The sequence below is a fragment of the Rubrimonas sp. genome (genome assembly GCF_036788415.1).
In the GTDB taxonomy this organism is placed as follows: domain Bacteria; phylum Pseudomonadota; class Alphaproteobacteria; order Rhodobacterales; family Rhodobacteraceae; genus Rubrimonas.
The window spans coordinates 43,117-58,955 of record NZ_DAIQNN010000009.1 but is presented as its reverse complement, the minus strand read 5'-3'; the positions used below and the strand labels follow the sequence as shown (position 1 = coordinate 58,955).

Here is a 15,839-nt window from a genome sequence, read left to right as displayed (position 1 = left end):
GTTCGGCCCGACACGTCGCGCGGTCCGGTCCAGCCGGGCCGCGCTTTTTCCGTGAACTCAGCTGCGGTCGCGGCCCAGAATCCGGACGGTGAGATCGCTCATCCCCTCCGCGCCGGAGGCGAAGCGGGCGAGGCTGTGGACGACGAAGCCGATCGCGAAGGCGTTGACGCCGAGGCCGAGCAGCACTGCGGGCCAGGCGCCGAGCGCGCCCGTCGCCATCGACGCGACCGGCGCCGAGATGAAGATCAGAACGGCCAGCGCCCAGGCGGCGCCCCCCAGGAGCCCCGCCGCCGCGAGGGCTGCGCCTAGCGCGACGACCGCGCCCCCCGCCAGCATCCCCGCACGCCTCTGAGTCCAGGTCGCCGAGCGCCACCGCCGCTCGCCAGCATCCTCAGCCTTGCGCATGACGCACTCCCCTCGCGCCTCACCATGGCGCGAGCGTCGCGCCGTGCGCCGCGCGCCGCAAGGGCCGCGCTGCGGCGCGCCGTCGCGCTGCGACAACGCTTCGCAGGGTCTCGCCGGGTCGGCGAGCGGCTTTCGTTCCGGAGTGAGGAAGATGGTGGGCGGTACTGGGCTCGAACCAGTGACCCCAGCGATGTGAACACTGTGCTCTACCAACTGAGCTAACCGCCCGGTGCGGGGCATCTAGGGCGCGCGGCCCCGGCGCGTCAAGGGGGTTCGCCGAGCAGCCGCGCGGCGACGGCGCCGGTCTGGCGCAGATCGGCGATCACCGCGTCGGGGGCGAGGCGCGCGAGCGGCTCGAGCGCATAGCCGAATTCGCACAGGATGCAGGGCGCGCCGGCGGCGCGGGCGGTCTCGCGGTCGGTCGCCGTGTCGCCGACGAGAACCGCCCGGCGCGGATCGCCGCCCGCAAGCGCGATCGTCTCGAGCAGATGCGCAGGATCCGGCTTGCGCGGGCGCGCGGCGTCCGCCCCCAGGACCGCGGCGAAGCGGTGGGCGACGCCCAGCGCGTCGAGCAGGCGCTCCGCCAGACCCTGCGGCTTGTTGGTGCAGATCGCGAGCCGCCAGCCCGCGGCGCCGAGCCCCTCCAGCGTCTCCGCCGCGCCCGGGAAAAGCCGCGTCTCGCGCGCGATGCGCGCCTCGTAGAGCGCCAGAAAGTCGGGCAGGGCGGCGTCCACCAGCGTCTCGTCGGGCGCGAGCCCCGCCAGAGCGATCGCGCGCCGCAGCAGCGCCCGCCCTCCCTGACCGGCGACGCGGCGCTCGGCCAGGGCGTCGAGCGGCGGCCAGCCGCGCGCGGCGCCGACCGCGTTGGCCGCGCCGATCAGGTCGGGCGCGGTGTCGGCCAGCGTGCCGTCGAGATCGAAGACGACGGTCCTCACGGTCTCAGCCCGCCATCTCGGCGGCGAGCGCCAGATCGACCGAGACGAGCTGGCTGACGCCCTGCTCGATCATCGTCACGCCGAACAGCCGGTCCATCCGGCTCATGGTGACGGCGTTGTGGGTGATGATCAGGAACCGCGTCTCGGTGCGGCGGGTCATCTCGTCGAGCAGGTCGCAGAAGCGCCCGACATTGGCGTCGTCGAGCGGCGCGTCCACCTCGTCGAGCACGCAGAGCGGCGCGGGGTTGACGAGGAACACCGCGAAGATCAGCGCCAGCGCCGTCAGCGTCTGCTCGCCGCCCGACATCAGCGACAGCGACCCGAGCCGCTTGCCGGGCGGCATCGCCATGATCTCGAGCCCCGCCTCCAGCGGATCGTCGCTCTCCACCAGCGCCAGATTGGCCTCGCCGCCGCCGAAAAGATGCCGGAACAGCTCGCCGAAAGTCCGGTTCACATCGTCGAAAGCGGCGAGCAGGCGCGCCCGGCCCTCTCGGTTCAGCTCGGCGACGCCCTGGCGCAGCTTGGCGATCGCGGCCTCCAGATCGGCGCGCTCGCCGGCCAGCGCCGCACGCTCGGCCTCGGTCTCGGCGGCGTCCTGCTCGGCGCGGAGGTTGACGGGCCCGAGCGCCTCGCGCTGGCGGCGCAGCTTCGCCGCCTCGATCTCGGCGGCCTCCGCGTCGGGGAGGTCGGGCGCGTCGGCGAGCGCCTCCGCGACGGCCTGCGGCCCTTTCGGCTCGGCCTCGGCGAGACGGGCGAGCGCCTCCTGCGCGCGCGCCGCCTCAGCCTCCAGAAGCGCCTCGCGGCGGGCGCGGGCTTCGCGGGCGGCCGACGCCGCGGTCTCGGCCTCGCGCGCGGCGGCGGCGGCGTCGCGCAGGGCGGCCTCGGCGGTTGCGCGCGCGTCTTCGGCGGCGGCGCGGCGGGTTTCGGCGTCGCGCAGGGACGCCGCGAGGCGCTCCTGATCCGCCGCCACGGCGGCGGGGGCTGCGGCGGCGGATGCGGCGTCGCGCTCGGCGCGGGCGATGCGGGCGGCGAAATCGGCGGCGCGCGTTTCGGCGGCGTGGAGCCGGCCGCTCCATCCCGCGCGCTCGCGGGCCGCGGCGTCGCGGCGGCGGGCGCGGCCCGCGGCGCGGCGGCGCAGCTCCTCGACGTCGGAGGCGGCGGCGAGCGCGCGGGCGCGGGCGGCCTCGACGGCGCGGCGAGCCTCTTCGGCGGCGGCGCGCGCGGCGGCGGGATCGGCGAGGGCGGCGCGTGCGGCGTCCGCTTCGGCGGCGGCGGCCCGCGCGGCTTCGGCGTCGGCGGCGCGGGCGGCGCGCGCCTCGGCCAGCGCGTCGCCGCGGGCCTGCGCCTGGGAGAGGGCGGCCTCGGCTGCGCCGGCGGCGCGGGCGGTCTCGGCGGCGGCGGCGTCGGCCTTGCGGCGGGCGGCGCGGGCGGCGTCGTCGGCGGCGACGGCCTGCGCGCGTCCGGCGGTCGCGGCGGCGAGCGCGCTGCGGGTCGCGGTCTCGCGCGCCTCGGCCTCGGCGAGGGCTGCGCGCGCGGCCTCGAGCCGGTTGCGCTGGGCGAGGCGGGCGGCGGCGGGATTGGCCGCTTCGCCCGCGCGCCGGCGCAGCCCGTCCCAGCGCCACAGATCGCCCGCGCGCGTGACGAGCCGCCAGCCCGGGCCGAGCGCCGCATGCAGCGCGTCGCCCGCCTCGACGCTCTCGACCAGCGCGACGAAGGACAGCCGGCGCGCGAGCGCCTCGGGCGCCGCGACATGCGGGGCGAGCGGCTCGGCGGCGGCGCGCGCAGCGGCGTCGATGGGCGCGAGCGCGCGCCATCCGCCGCGGTCGCCCTCGACTTCGGGCGCGTCGAGATCGTCGCCGAGGGCGGCCCCGAGCGCCGCTTCGAAACCGGCGGCGACCCGGACGCGGTCGAGGATGCGCCCCGCTGGGCCCGCATCGCGCGCGAGCGCCTTCTCGAGGCCGGCGGCTTCCGCCCGCAGCGCCGCAGCGTCGCCGGAGGCGGCGGCGGCCTCGGCGCGCGCGGCGTCTTCCGCCGCTTGCGCGTCGGCGCGCCGGGCCTCGGCCTCGGCGCAGGCGGTCTCGGCGGCGCTCGCGGCGGCGGCGGCGGTTGCGGCGGCGGCGCGCGCCTGCGCCTGTTGCGCGGTCAGCGCGTCGAGACGCTCGGCGAGGCCGCGATGCGCGGTCTCGGCCTCGGCGGCGGCGCGGGCCGCGCGCTCGGCGGCGGCGCGGGTTTCGGAGAGGCGGCGGGCGGCGGCGTCGAAGGCGGCGGCGGCCTGCGCCGCCTCGGCCCCGGCACGCTCGCGCGCGGCCTCCGCCTCGCCGAGCGCCGCGGCGGTTTCGGCGGCGGCGCGCTCTGCCTCGGCGAGGCGCGCGTCGTGGCCCTGATCGGCCCGGTCGAGTTCGGCGAGTTCGGCGTCGAGCCGGGCGAGGCTGTCGGCGGCGTCGCGGTTCAGCTGGTCCTCGCGTTCGGCGTCCGCGCGCAATTGGGCGAGCCGGGCGGCGGCGTCGCGCGCCCCCGCCTTCGCCGCGTCGAGCCTTGCGGCGAGCTGGTCGCGCTCCACGATCAGCCGCTGCGCCACCGCGCCTGCGATCATCGCCTCCTCGCGCGCGGGCGGGGCGGCGGCGTCGGCGGCGTCGCGGGCGCGGGCGGCGGCGAGCGCGGCGGCGGTCGCGCGGGCCTCGTCGGCGCGCGCCTGTCCGAGCGCGCGCTCGGCCTCCGCGCGCCCCGCCTCCGCCTCGCGCCAGCGCAGCAGCAGAAGCGCCAGCTCCGCCCGGCGCAGCGCCTGCGACAGCTTGCGGTAGCGCTCCGCCTGCTTGGCCTGCCGGGCGAGCTGGGCGGCGCGCTGGTCGAGCCCCTCCAGCACCTCGTCCACCCGCTCGAGGTTGCGCGCGGCGGCGTCGAGCTTGAGCAGCGCCTCGTGGCGGCGCTGATGCAGCCCCGACACGCCCGCCGCCTCTTCCAGGATCGCCCGCCGCGCCGTGGGCTTGGCGGCGATCAGCTCGGCGATGCGCCCCTGCCGCACCAGCGCCGGGGAATGCGCCCCGGTGGCGGCGTCGGCGAACAGCATCCGCACGTCGCGCGCCCGCGCCTCGCGCCCGTTGACGCGATAGGCCGAGCCGGCGTCGCGCGCGATCCGCCGCGTCACCTCGATGCGCTCGGCGTCGTTGAAGGCGAGCGGGGCGCGCCGGGCGGAATTGTCGAGGGTGAGGGCGACTTCGGCGAAGGCGCGCGCCGGGCGGCCCGCGGCGCCGGCGAAGATCACGTCCTCCATCTCGCCGCCGCGCATCGCCTTGGCCGAGCTCTCGCCCATCGCCCAGCGGATCGCCTCGAGCAGGTTCGACTTGCCGCAGCCGTTCGGGCCCACCACGCCGGTCAGCCCGGCCGCGATGGAGAGCTCCGTGGGGTCCACGAAGCTCTTGAAGCCCTGCAATCTGAGCCGGACGAACTTCATCGCGCGCTCTCGCCTCGGGCCGAGTCGGCCCCGGCGCGCATCTTGCGGTGGAGCCGCTTCCTTTCGCAAGATGTTGCGGCGCCTCTTCGGCGCCGCCATGCGGATCAGGCGGTGATCGCGCGGATCAGCTGCGCCATGACATGGGCGAAGCCCGCCGGATCGTCGGCCTCGGTCCGCGGGGCCTCCAGGAAGCCGGTGACGAGCGGGCGCGATCCCTGACACCAGGTCGCGGTCACGCGGAACCCTGTGAGCGCGGGCGCCAGCGTCCGCGCTTCGGCTACGCGGTCGCAATCGGCGATGCCGTTCGGGGGGCCTTCGGGATTGAAATGCAGCACCAGCCGCAGCCCGTCTCGCGCAGGTCCGGGCTCGCGCGCGACGAAGCGGAAGCCGGTCGGATAGGAGGCCGGCAGACTCAGGCGCGCGGCGATCTCCTCGGGCGCGACGCCGGCGAAGGGGCGGCCATGGCTCTCGACGAAGGCCTGACCGGCGCTGCGGATCGTCGAGGACAGGCCCTGATGGATCACGTCGACGCGGGAGATGACGAACGGCGCCTGATCGCACCCGCCGAGCAGGGCGGCGGCGAGGGCGGCGACGGCGGCGCTGATCCTGCGAAGCATCCCGCTCTCCTACCTCAGGAACCGGGGGAACATCTGCGGCCGCTCCGGCGTCAGCAACTCGCGCAGCAACGCGCGAACCGCGGCCTCATAGCCCGGAGAGGACGGCCCCGCCACCCCCGGCGCGCGCAGCGTGGCGGTCGAGACGTCGCCGCTCCCCTGACACAGGGTCGCGGCGATCTGCATGTCGGCGCCGGGCGCCTGCGCGCTCCCCCGCGGCGCGCGGCAACTGGCCTGGCCGCCCGCCGCCCCGCCGAACTCGAACACGGTGCGCAGGCCGCCCTCACCGGGAGCGGCCAGCGCGTAGCGGGTCGGGCGAAAGCCGGCGGGGCCGGTCGTCGCCGCCGCCACCGCCTCCGGCGCGGCGCCGTCCGGCGGCGCCCCATGCACTTCGAGCGCCTGAATCCCCCCGGTCGCCGCGCGCGAGATGTCGGCGCGGTGCTGCGGGATCGGCGAGGCGTTGAACACTCGCACGCTGTCGGCGCAGCCGGCGAGCGCAAGCGCGGCGAGGGCGAGGGCGGGTCTCATATGTCGAGGTCCTCCGCGTAGCGCGCATTCTCCTGAATGAAGGCGAAGCGCAGTTCCGGCTTGCGGCCCATCAGCCGCTCGACCAGCGCCCCGGTCTCGCCGGGGATTTCGTCGTCGATCGCCACGCGGATCAGGCGGCGGCTGGCGGGGTCCATCGTGGTCTCGCGCAGCTGCTTCGGCATCATCTCGCCGAGGCCCTTGAAGCGCGACACCTCGATCTTGCCCTTGCCCCCGAGCCCTTTCGCCTCGAGCCGCGCCCGCTCCGCCTCGTCGCGCGCATAGGTGGAGACGGCGCCCTGCTTCAGCCGGAACAGGGGCGGCTGGGCGAGGAACAGATGGCCATGCTCGACCAGCGGACGCAGCTGGGTGAAGAAGAAGGTCATCAGAAGCGCCGCGATGTGCGCGCCGTCCACATCCGCGTCGGTCATGATGACGACGCGGTCGTAGCGCAAATCCTCCTCGCGGTATTTCGCCCCCGGGCTGACGCCCAGCGCCTGCAACAGGTCGTTCAGCTCCTGATTCTGCCCCATCTTGGCCGACGCCGCGCCGAGCACGTTGAGGATCTTGCCCCTGAGCGGCAGCACCGCCTGAAACTTCCGGTCGCGCGCCTGCTTGGCCGAGCCGCCGGCGCTGTCGCCTTCGACGAGGAAGATCTCCGAACCCTCGCGCGTGGCCTCCGAACAGTCGGCGAGCTTGCCGGGCAGGCGCAGCTTGCGGGTGGCGGTCTTGCGCTGCGTCTCCTTCTCGCGCCGCCGCCGCAGCCGCTCCTCGGCGCGCTCGAGCGCGAAGTCGAGGATCGCGCCCGCCCGCTTGGGGTCGGCGGCGAGCCAGTGGTCGAAATGGTCGCGCACCGCGCCTTCCACCAAGCGCGCCGCCTCGGCGGAGGCGAGGCGATCCTTCGTCTGTCCGACGAATTCGGGCTCGCGGATGAAGGCCGAGATCATCCCGCAGGCCCCGGAGAACACGTCCTCGCCGGTCAGGCTCGCGGCGCGCTTGCCGTTTCCGGTCAGCTCGGCATGGGCGCGCAGCCCCTTGGTCAGCGCCGCGCGCAGGCCCTGCTCATGCGTGCCGCCTTCGGGGGTGGGGACCGTGTTGCAGTAGGAGGACAGGAACGGGTCGCGCGCCGGCGTCCAGCTGACCGCCCATTCGACCGAGCCGGCGGTGTCGGCGCCGAACTTCTCGGCGAAGGCGACGCGGCCCGCGAAGGGCTCGGCGTTGCAGCATTCCGCCCCGGCCAGCGTCTCGGCGAGGTGGTCGCGCAGCCCGCCGGGGAAGTGGAACACGTCCTCGGGCGGCGTCGCGTCGCCCTCGCGCAGCAACGCGGGGTCGCAGCGCCAGCGGATTTCGACGCCGGCGAACAGATAGGCCTTGGAGCGCGCCATGCGGTGCAGCCGCGCCGGGCGGAAGCGCGCCGACGCGCCGAAGATCTCCGGGTCGGGCAGGAAGGCGACCGAGGTGCCGCGCCGGTTCGGTGCGGGGCCCGCCACCTCCAGCGGGCCGAGCGGCAGGCCGCGCGAGAAAAGCTGGCGGTGCAGCACCTTGCCGCGCGCGACTTCCACTTCGAGCGAAACCGACAGCGCGTTGACCACCGACGCCCCGACGCCGTGCAGGCCCCCCGACGTCTGATAGGCCTTCCCGGAGAATTTCCCGCCGGAATGGAGGGTTGTGAAGATCACTTCGAGCGCCGACTTGCCCGGAAATTTCGGATGCGGATCGACCGGCACGCCGCGCCCGTTGTCGCGGATCAGGAGCGAGCCGTCGCCGCGCAGCTCGACGTCGATGCGGCTTGCGTGGCCCGCCACCGCCTCGTCCATCGCATTGTCGAGCACTTCGGCGGCGAGATGGTGCAGCGCGCGTTCGTCGGTGCCGCCGATATACATGCCGGGGCGCTTGCGGACGGGCTCCAGCCCCTCCAGCACCTCGATCTGCGCGGCGTCGTAGCCCGCGGAGGCGTCCGGGGCGCCGGCGAACAAATCGTCGGGGCGCGAGATGGCGGCCATGCGGCCTCCTTGATCTGACTGCTCGTCATTGGCCTTGCGGCGCGACGAGTAAGCCGGAAATCGCGCCCAAGATCAATCTCTGGCGTCCGCGCGCCGGGGCGGCGCCATATCTCGGTCTCAGGGCTCGGCGCGCGCGAAGACCAGCAGCACCGCGCCGTCGCCGTCGAGCAGCGTCATCCGGTCGTCGCCGAGCCGCCATCCGCGCGCGCGGTCGAGCGCGTCGAAGACGGCGCGTTCGGTCGACATCGCGGGCTCGGGGCAGGCCATCATGGTCGACATGCCGGGGCCGGCGAGAAACGCGCCGTCGGGCCGCGCGAGGTAGCTGGCGCCGAGGCGGTTGCAGCCGGCGTCCCCGGCGATGCGCCCAGCGTCGTCGAACAGCAGATGCGCCTTGCTGTCGGCGGGGGCGGGGAGGTGGCCGATCTGCGCCAGCGCCCAGCGCGGCCCGATCAGGTCCCACGGCTTCAGGCTGACCGGTTCGGCGGGCGCGCCGCCCGTCCGGATCATGCGGATCTCGACCTCGGCGTTCTCTCCGGGGGCTTCGACGAAGCTGTCGGTGGTGAAGAACAGCGCGCCGTCGGGCAGGCGCAGTTCGGCGCGCAGGGCGTAGCGGCCTTGCGGATCGCGGGTCTGCGGATCGTCGGTCAGCACGACGCGGAAGGGCGGGCCGCCGGCCACCGTCGCCTCGGCGCGGGCGCGGGCGACGGCGGGCGCGTCGGCGCGCGAGACGTCCTGCAGCGCGACGCTGAAGGTCGAGCCGGGCGGCGTCGCGATGCGCTCGAGATAGATGCCGGTGACGGCGATGTCGGCGGCGAGGGCTGGCATGGCGGCGACGCTCAGGGCTGCGAGAAGGGGCGAGAGGCGCATGGTCGGAAACTCCGCGACGACATTCCACGCTCCTATGCCGCGATTGGGGCGGATTTGCGAGAGGCGGCGCCGCTCATCTTGCGGCGCAGGAGCCGCCGCGTTCGCCGTCGTCCGCTGCGGCGCCTCGGCCGCGCATCGCTGTTGACATGCTCCCCCGAAGACTGAAGCCTCATGCAAAACCATAACGGAGGCGACGACCATGCGGAAACTGTGCGCGATCCTTCTCCTGACGGCGGGCGCGGCCTCCGCCGATCCGGTCGGCATCACCAAGGAGATGATGTCGGCCACGGTTCAGACGCCGGACGGGCCCGTCGAGATCTCCCGCATTCAGGACCCCGCCAACGCCGTGACCGGCGAATGGGCGCTGACCTCCCGCCCATGCCCCGAATTCTGCATCCAGCCGATGACCCCCGCCGAGGGCGTGACGACCGTCGGCGAACTCGAGCTGATCGCCTTCCTTCAGGACCCCGCCGCCAAGGTGATCGACGGCCGCATCCGCCCCGAATTCGAGGCGGGCACGATCCCCGGCGCGATCTCGGTCCCCTACACCGAGGCCGCCGACCGGCTGGGCGAACTCGGCTGCGTCGCCGATTTCGAAGGCTTCGAATGCGGCGAGGACGTGCCCGCCGTCGCGCTGTTCTGCAACGGCCCGTGGTGCGGACAGTCGCCGACCGCCGCGCGGCGGATGATCGAAGCGGGCTACCCGGCGGAGAAGATCTTCTACTATCGCGGCGGCATGCAGGTCTGGCGGGCGCTCGGGCTGACCGTGGTCCCGGGAAGCTAGAGCCGGCCCTCCAGCGCCCGCGCCGCCGCAACCGCCGCCTGGCCGAGCGCCAGGCCGCCGTCGTTCATCGGCGCCTGCGCCGGGATCAGCAGCGCCTCGCCCGCCAGCGCCGCGACGGTCGCCTCGAGCAGCGTCGCGTTCTGGAACACGCCCCCCGACAGCGCGATCGCCCGCGCGTCATGCGCCCGCGCCAGATCGCGCGCGAGCGTCGCCGTCGCCTGCGCGAGCCCTGCGTGAAACCGCGCCGCCATCGCCTCGGGCGCCGCCCCCGCCGCGCGATCCGCCAGCAGCGCGCGCCACATCGGCGCGGGGTCGAGCGCCGCGCCGTCGCGCCCGAAGGGATAGGGGGCGAGGTCGGGCGCGCGGCGGGCCGCCGCCTCCAGCGCCATCGCCGCCTCGCCCTCGAAGCTCAGCCGCTCCGGCGCGAGCCCGCAGGCGGCGGCGACCGCGTCGAACAGCCGCCCCGCCGAGGAGCTGCGCGGCGCGTTCACCCCGCGCGCCGCCGCCGCCCGCAGCGCCCGCAGCGGCTTGCCCGGCGCCAGCGCCTCCGCCTCCGTCCCCAAGCCCGCCGCGTCCAGCTGCGCGAGCAGATTGCGCCAGGGCTCGCGCTGCGCCGCGTCGCCGCCGGGCAGGGGAACCGGCTTCAGATGCGCGAGCCGTCGAAACTCGGAATACCCGGCCAGCAGCCATTCGCCGCCCCAGACCGTCCCGTCCGGCCCCCAGCCCAGCCCGTCGAACGCGACGCCCAGCACCGGGCCGTCGGCGCGCGTCCAGCCGGCCTCGGCCATCGCGGCGGCGATGTGCGCGTGATGGTGCTGAACGCGGACGAGCGGCAGGTTCGCCCGCTCCGCCCAGCTTTCGGCGATGCGGGTCGTGCGGTGGTCGGGGTGGAGGTCGCAGGCGAGCGCCGCCGGCGCATGGTCGAACAGCGCGGCGTAATCGGCCAGCGCCGCGTCGAACTCGGCGCAGGTCGACGGCTCGTCGAGATCGCCGATGTGGTGCGAGAGCAAAGCGGCGCCGTCCCGCGTCAGGCACAGCGCCGCCTTGAGCTGCCCGCCGAGCGCTGCGACCGGCGGGGCGCCCGCCAGATCGGACGGCAGAGGCAGCGTCTGCGGCGCCATCCCCCGGCCGCGCCGCAGCACCCGCACCGCCCCCGCCGCCACGCGCGCCACCGGATCGTCGAGCCGGCGCGCGATGGGGCGGTCATGGGCCAGAAACCCGTCGCAGAAGGCGCCGAGCTTGGCCCGCGCCTCGTCGTCGCCGATCACCTGCGGCTCGCCCGACAGGTTGCCCGAGGTCATCACCAAGGGCCGGCCGACCGCGTCGAGCAGCAACGCGTGCAAGGGCGTCGCCGCCAGCATCCAGCCCAGCGCCCACTGCCCCGGCGCGACCGAGGGCGCGAGCGCCGCGCCCTGCGCCGCCAGCAGGACGATGGGCGCGGCGGGGCTTTCCAGCAGCGCGCGCTCGGCCTCAGAGACGGCGGCGAAGCGCGCGACCGTCGCCGCGTCGGCGGCCATCAGCGCGAAGGGTTTGGCGGGGCGGCGCTTGCGCGCGCGCAGCCGCGCCACGGCGGCCTCGTCGCGCGCGTCGCACGCCAGCTGCCAGCCGCCGAGGCCCTTGATCGCGAGGATCGCGCCGTCGCGCAGCATCGCCGCCGCCGCCGCGACGGCGTCGCCCGAGACCTCGGCGCCGTCCCGCTCCAGCCACAGCCGCGGACCGCAGACCGGGCAGGCGACCGGCTGGGCGTGGAAGCGGCGGTCGGCGGGGTCGTCATATTCCGCGCGGCATGCGAGGCATAGCGCGAAGCCCGCCATGGTCGTCGTCGCGCGGTCATAGGGCACGGCGCGCATGATCGAGAAGCGCGGGCCGCATTCGGTGCAGTTGGCGAAAGCGTAGCGGAAGCGGCGGTCGGCGGGATCGGCGATCTCGGCGCGGCAGGCGGGGCAGAGCGCCGCGTCAGGCGTCGCCTGGGTCCGAGCGGCGCCGCCGGCGCTCGCGGCGATGGAAAAGCCCGTCAGGCCGGGGCGGGCGGGGCAGGGGGCGCGCTCGACCGCATCGACCCGCGCCAGTTTCGGCGCCTCCTCGCGCAGCGCCCGCGCGAAGGCGTCGAGGCGCGCGCCCTGCGCATGGATCAGCACCCCCTCGGCGTCGTTGCGCACTTCGCCCGCCACGCCGAGCCGCGCCGCGAGGCGCCACGCGAAGGGCCGGAAACCCACGCCCTGCACCTGCCCGCGCACGCGGATCGTCTCGGCGGTCGGGAGGGGTTCAGGCTGCGTCATGGGGCGATCCTGCGCCGGCGGCGCAGCTGCGCAAGAGGCGCGCGCGCCTCAGTTGCGCGCCATCAGCCAGTCGAGCGCCGCGCGCGGCGCCAGCCGCTTCAGCGCGGCGACGACGTAAGTCGGCGTCGTCACATAGTAGCGCGCCTTTGGCCTTGGGCTCTCGACCGCGTGGATCAGCTTGCGGGTCACCGCGGCGGGCGGCAATTCGAAGCGGTTGGGCGCGGCCTCCCCCCGGCGATAGCGCGCGGCGATCTGCGCGAGTTCGCCCCGCCGCGCCGAAGCGTCCGGGTCGATCCAGCGCTCGAACTGCGCCAGCGCGTTGGGGTTGAAGCGGGTGGCGATCGGCCCCGGCTCGATCAGGCTGACATGGATCGGCAGGCCCCGCAGCTCCAGCCGCAGCGCGTCCGAATAGCCCTCCAGCGCGAATTTCGTGGCCACATAGGCCCCGCGCCAGCGCACCGCCGAGAACCCCAGCACCGAGGAGCACTGGACGATCCGCCCATGCCCCTGCGTCCGCATCGCGGGCAGAACCGCGCGGGTCAGCGCGTGCCAGCCGAAGAAATTCGCCTCGAAGATCGCCCGCAGCGCGTCGGTCGGCAAATCCTCGATGAAACCGGGGATCGCATAGGCGCCGTTGTTGAACAGCGCGTCGAGCCGCCCCCCGTTGCGCGCCAGCGCCTCGGCGGCGGCGGCGGTCGCGCTTCCCTCGTCCTCGTAATCGAGGCGGAAGCTCTCCAGCCCCTCGGCGCTCAACCGGTCGCAATCCTCCTGCTTGCGGCAGGTCGCGAAGACGCGCCAGCCGCGCGCGGCCAGCGTCCGCGCCGCGTCGAGCCCGATGCCCGAGGAGCAGCCGGTGATCAGGATCGCGCGCCGCCCTGTCGTCGTGGTCATCTGCGTCTCCGAATCGCCGCGAGGCTGGTGTAGGCGTGGCTGTCGTCCCTTGCAGCAGGTCCGCCCCGATGCAAACCGCCCCCTCTCATCTGCGCGATCTGGTTCACCTGCTGGCGCTGGCCGTGCTGCTGGCCGTCGCGCTCTATTACGGGCGGCCCTATCTGGCGCCGATCGCGGTCGCGGTGCTGATCTGGTTCCTGATCAACGCTCTGGCCGACGCGCTGCGCGCCCGGGCGCCGCGCGTTCCCGGCTGGGCGGCGACGCTCGCGGCGGTCGCGACGCTGTTCGGGCTGATGCTGTTCGTCGCCCGCATCATCGCCGAGAACGCCGGCGCGCTGAGCGCGGGGCTCGACGGGGTCGAGGCGAAGCTGCTGGCGACGGTCGACGCGGTGCTCGCGCGGTTCGGACTGGAGCATCGGGTGGATTTCGAAATGCTGCTGTCGGGCCTGCGGCTCGAGGCGCTCGCCCGCGACGCCTTCGACGCGGCGCGCGCGCTGGTCGGCGACGTCGTTCTGGTGTTTCTCTACGTGATGTTCCTGCTGGTCGATCAGCGCTTCTACGTCGCCAAGCTCAACGCCCTCGTCCCCGACCCCGCCCGCCGCGCGGCGCTGCGCGCCACCTTGCGCCACGTCGCCGAGGAGGTGCGCGCCTATCTCTGGCTGATGACGCTGATCAGCGCGGGCGTGGGCGTCGCGACCTGGGCGATCTGTCTGCTTTTCGGCGTGAGCGGAGCGGGTTTCTGGGGTTTCCTCGCCTTCGGTCTTAATTTCATCCCCACCATCGGCTCGATCCTCGCCGTGACGTTCCCCGTGATTTACGCGCTGTTGCAGGTCGACTCGGCCGCGCCCGTCCTCGCGATGATCGCCATGCTGGCGGGGGTGCAGTTCCTCGCCGGCGAGATCGTGCTGCCGCGCGTAATGGGCGACCGTCTCAACATGAGCGGCTTCGTCATCCTGCTGTCGCTGGTGGTGTGGGGGGCGCTCTGGGGACCGGTGGGGATGTTCCTCGCGATCCCGATCATGGTGATCCTGATGATCGTCTTCGCGCAGTTCCCCGCGACCCGCCCCATCGCCATCGGCCTGTCGCGCGCCGGCGCCGTCGCCGACGCGGGGCGGGGCGAGGCCGCTCTCACGCCCCGCGATTGACCGGATTGCCGATCATCGCGAGGAATTCGCGCCTTGTGGCGGGGTCCTCGCGGAACACGCCGAGCATGGTGGAGGTCACCATCGACACCCCGTGCTTGTGGACGCCGCGCGTGCTCATGCACTGATGCTCGGCCTCGAGCACCACTGCGACGCCGAGCGGCTGCAGCACGTCCTGGATGGCGTTGGCGATCTGGGCGGTCATCTTCTCCTGCACCTGCAACCGCTTGGCGAAGCTGTCCACGACGCGGGCGAGCTTGGAGATGCCCACCACCCGGTTGGTCGGCATGTAGCCGACATGGGCCCGCCCGATGATCGGCGCGAGGTGGTGCTCGCAATAGCTCTCGAAGCGGATGTCGCGCAGGACGACCATCTCGTCATAGCCTTCGACTTCCTCGAAGACGCGCTGCAGGTCGGCGTGGGGGTCTTCGGCGTAGCCGCGGAACCACTCGCCATAGGCGCGGGCGACGCGGCCCGGCGTGTCGCGCAGGCCCTCGCGCTCGGGGTCGTCGCCGGCCCAGCGCAGCAGCGTGCGCACGGCGGCTTCGGCCTCGTCGCGGCTCGGGCGGTCGAGGGCGCGCTCGGCGCTCATCGGATGCGCGTGGATGTTCATGTCGCGGGCTCTCCTCGTCGCGGGCCGGCGCAAGAGGCGCGGGCGCTGACGAGGTTCTAAGCCGCGATCGGGTTGCGGCGAGGCGTCGTCGCGGAAAATTCGGCGGGGGCCCGAGGCCGCAAGCTCTTCTTGATGTCGGCCCCGCTGCGACGACAGTTGCGATTGACCGACGAAATTCGACTGCGCAAGGCTGCTTCCGCGCGGATGCGGCGGATGCGATTGCGCGGGGAGACCTGACGGATGTGCACGGTGTGCGGCTGCGGCGAGAACGGGGCGACCATCGAGGGCGGCCGCGCGCATCGGCGCACCCATGTCGGCCCCGACGGCGAGCCCTACGCCCACAGCCACGCCCATCCGCACGACGCCCACGCGCACGACCACGCCCATGAGCATGCGCATAGCCATTCCCACGTTGCGCCGGACGGAACTGTCGTCACGCACAGCCACGCGCATGCGCACGCCCCGGACACCGCGCACGACCACGCCGCCGCCCATGACCACGACCATGGCGACCTGCATTACGGGACTGGCCCCGCAGGCGCCTCCGTCCCCGGCATGAGCCAGGCGCGGATGATCGCGGTCGAGACCGACATCCTCGCCAAGAACAACGCCTATGCGCAGGCCAACCGGGCGCGGCTCGCGGGCCTCGGCGTGCTGGCGCTCAACTTGGTGTCCTCGCCGGGCTCGGGGAAAACCACGCTCCTGTGCCGCACCATCGAGATGCTCGGCGACCGTCTGCCCGTCGCCGTGATCGAGGGCGACCAGCAGACCGCCAACGACGCCGACCGCATCCGCGCGACCGGCGCCAAGGCCGTCCAGATCAACACCGGCAAGGGCTGCCATCTCGACGCCCACATGGTCGGCCACGCCATCGACCGGCTCGACCCCGCCCCCTACGCCGCCCTTTTCATCGAGAATGTCGGCAATCTCGTCTGCCCCGCCGCCTTCGACCTCGGCGAGGACTGCAAGGTGGCGATCTTCTCGGTGACCGAGGGCGAGGACAAGCCGCTGAAATATCCCGACATGTTCGCGGCCTCGGCGCTCGTGATCGTCAACAAGACCGACCTCGCGCCGCATTGCGACGTCGATCTCGACGCGATGGAGAGAAACGTCGCCCGCGTGAACCCCGACGCGCAGGTGATCCGCCTGTCCGCCCGCACCGGCGAGGGGATGGCGGCGTGGCTCGACTGGATCGCCGCCCGCCGCAAGGCCCGGCTGGGCGCGGCGGCCGCCGACGCCGAGGCGCGTCTGGTCGCCCTGCGCGCGGCCATCGGCGCGATCTGACCGGCTCCCAGCGACCCGGCGCCCACGCGGCGCGCAAGGAGGACAG

General features: G+C 74.4%; 13 protein-coding genes and 1 tRNA gene. 3 read left to right on the top strand and 11 right to left on the bottom strand.

Annotated elements, in window-relative coordinates; all coding sequences use genetic code 11:
* Nucleotides 1-57: 57 nt before the first annotated feature.
* The 8 genes from V7Q31_RS04330 to V7Q31_RS04295 form a co-directional block, all read right to left on the bottom strand.
* A complete protein-coding gene (locus V7Q31_RS04330; protein ID WP_333832447.1) occupies nucleotides 58-405 on the bottom strand; it encodes a hypothetical protein in 348 nt (115 codons plus the stop codon).
* A gap of 152 nt (nucleotides 406-557) precedes the next feature.
* Nucleotides 558-633 (bottom strand) — tRNA-Val (locus tag V7Q31_RS04325).
* A gap of 35 nt (nucleotides 634-668) precedes the next feature.
* Entirely contained in the window at nucleotides 669-1,340 is a 672-nt protein-coding gene (locus V7Q31_RS04320; RefSeq protein WP_333832446.1) for an HAD-IA family hydrolase, read from the bottom strand.
* A gap of 4 nt (nucleotides 1,341-1,344) precedes the next feature.
* Complete coding sequence (gene smc, locus V7Q31_RS04315; RefSeq protein ID WP_333832445.1) at nucleotides 1,345-4,791, bottom strand: chromosome segregation protein SMC; 3,447 nt, start codon at nucleotides 4,789-4,791, stop codon at nucleotides 1,345-1,347.
* 104 nt (nucleotides 4,792-4,895) lie between these two features.
* Nucleotides 4,896-5,408, bottom strand: coding sequence for a hypothetical protein (locus V7Q31_RS04310; protein ID WP_333832444.1), 513 nt, complete (start codon nucleotides 5,406-5,408; stop codon nucleotides 4,896-4,898).
* Between the two features lie 9 nt (nucleotides 5,409-5,417).
* Nucleotides 5,418-5,933 (bottom strand): hypothetical protein, encoded by a 516-nt coding sequence (locus tag V7Q31_RS04305; RefSeq protein WP_333832443.1) that lies wholly within the window; start codon nucleotides 5,931-5,933, stop codon nucleotides 5,418-5,420.
* Nucleotides 5,930-7,933: a DNA topoisomerase IV subunit B gene (parE, locus tag V7Q31_RS04300; protein ID WP_333832442.1), complete on the bottom strand. Its 2,004-nt coding sequence runs from the start codon at nucleotides 7,931-7,933 to the stop codon at nucleotides 5,930-5,932. The genes V7Q31_RS04305 and parE overlap by 4 nt, the downstream gene beginning before the upstream one ends.
* Nucleotides 7,934-8,050: 117 nt before the next feature.
* Nucleotides 8,051-8,800, bottom strand: a complete 750-nt coding sequence (locus V7Q31_RS04295) for an META domain-containing protein (RefSeq protein WP_333832441.1) — start codon at nucleotides 8,798-8,800, stop codon at nucleotides 8,051-8,053.
* 199 nt (nucleotides 8,801-8,999) lie between these two features.
* Here V7Q31_RS04295 and V7Q31_RS04290 point away from each other — a divergent pair, with 199 nt between their 5' ends.
* Entirely contained in the window at nucleotides 9,000-9,584 is a 585-nt protein-coding gene (locus tag V7Q31_RS04290; RefSeq protein WP_333832440.1) for a rhodanese-like domain-containing protein, read from the top strand.
* Here V7Q31_RS04290 and hypF read toward each other — a convergent pair.
* Nucleotides 9,581-11,863, bottom strand: coding sequence for a carbamoyltransferase HypF (gene hypF / locus V7Q31_RS04285; RefSeq protein ID WP_333832439.1), 2,283 nt, complete (start codon nucleotides 11,861-11,863; stop codon nucleotides 9,581-9,583). The two genes, V7Q31_RS04290 and hypF, sit on opposite strands and share 4 nt — an antisense overlap.
* Before the next feature lie 48 nt (nucleotides 11,864-11,911).
* Complete coding sequence (locus V7Q31_RS04280; RefSeq protein ID WP_333832438.1) at nucleotides 11,912-12,754, bottom strand: SDR family NAD(P)-dependent oxidoreductase; 843 nt, start codon at nucleotides 12,752-12,754, stop codon at nucleotides 11,912-11,914.
* A gap of 68 nt (nucleotides 12,755-12,822) precedes the next feature.
* On the opposite strand from V7Q31_RS04280, the gene V7Q31_RS04275 reads away from it, so the two are divergent.
* Complete coding sequence (locus V7Q31_RS04275; protein WP_333832437.1) at nucleotides 12,823-13,899, top strand: AI-2E family transporter; 1,077 nt, start codon at nucleotides 12,823-12,825, stop codon at nucleotides 13,897-13,899.
* Here V7Q31_RS04275 and folE read toward each other — a convergent pair.
* Nucleotides 13,883-14,509, bottom strand: a complete 627-nt coding sequence (folE, locus tag V7Q31_RS04270) for a GTP cyclohydrolase I FolE (RefSeq protein ID WP_333832436.1) — start codon at nucleotides 14,507-14,509, stop codon at nucleotides 13,883-13,885. The genes V7Q31_RS04275 and folE overlap by 17 nt on opposite strands.
* Before the next feature lie 240 nt (nucleotides 14,510-14,749).
* Here folE and hypB point away from each other — a divergent pair, with 240 nt between their 5' ends.
* Nucleotides 14,750-15,793 carry a hydrogenase nickel incorporation protein HypB gene (gene hypB / locus V7Q31_RS04265; RefSeq protein WP_333832435.1) on the top strand — a complete coding sequence of 348 codons (1,044 nt, stop codon included), beginning with the start codon at nucleotides 14,750-14,752 and terminating at the stop codon, nucleotides 15,791-15,793.
* Nucleotides 15,794-15,839: the final 46 nt, after the last annotated feature.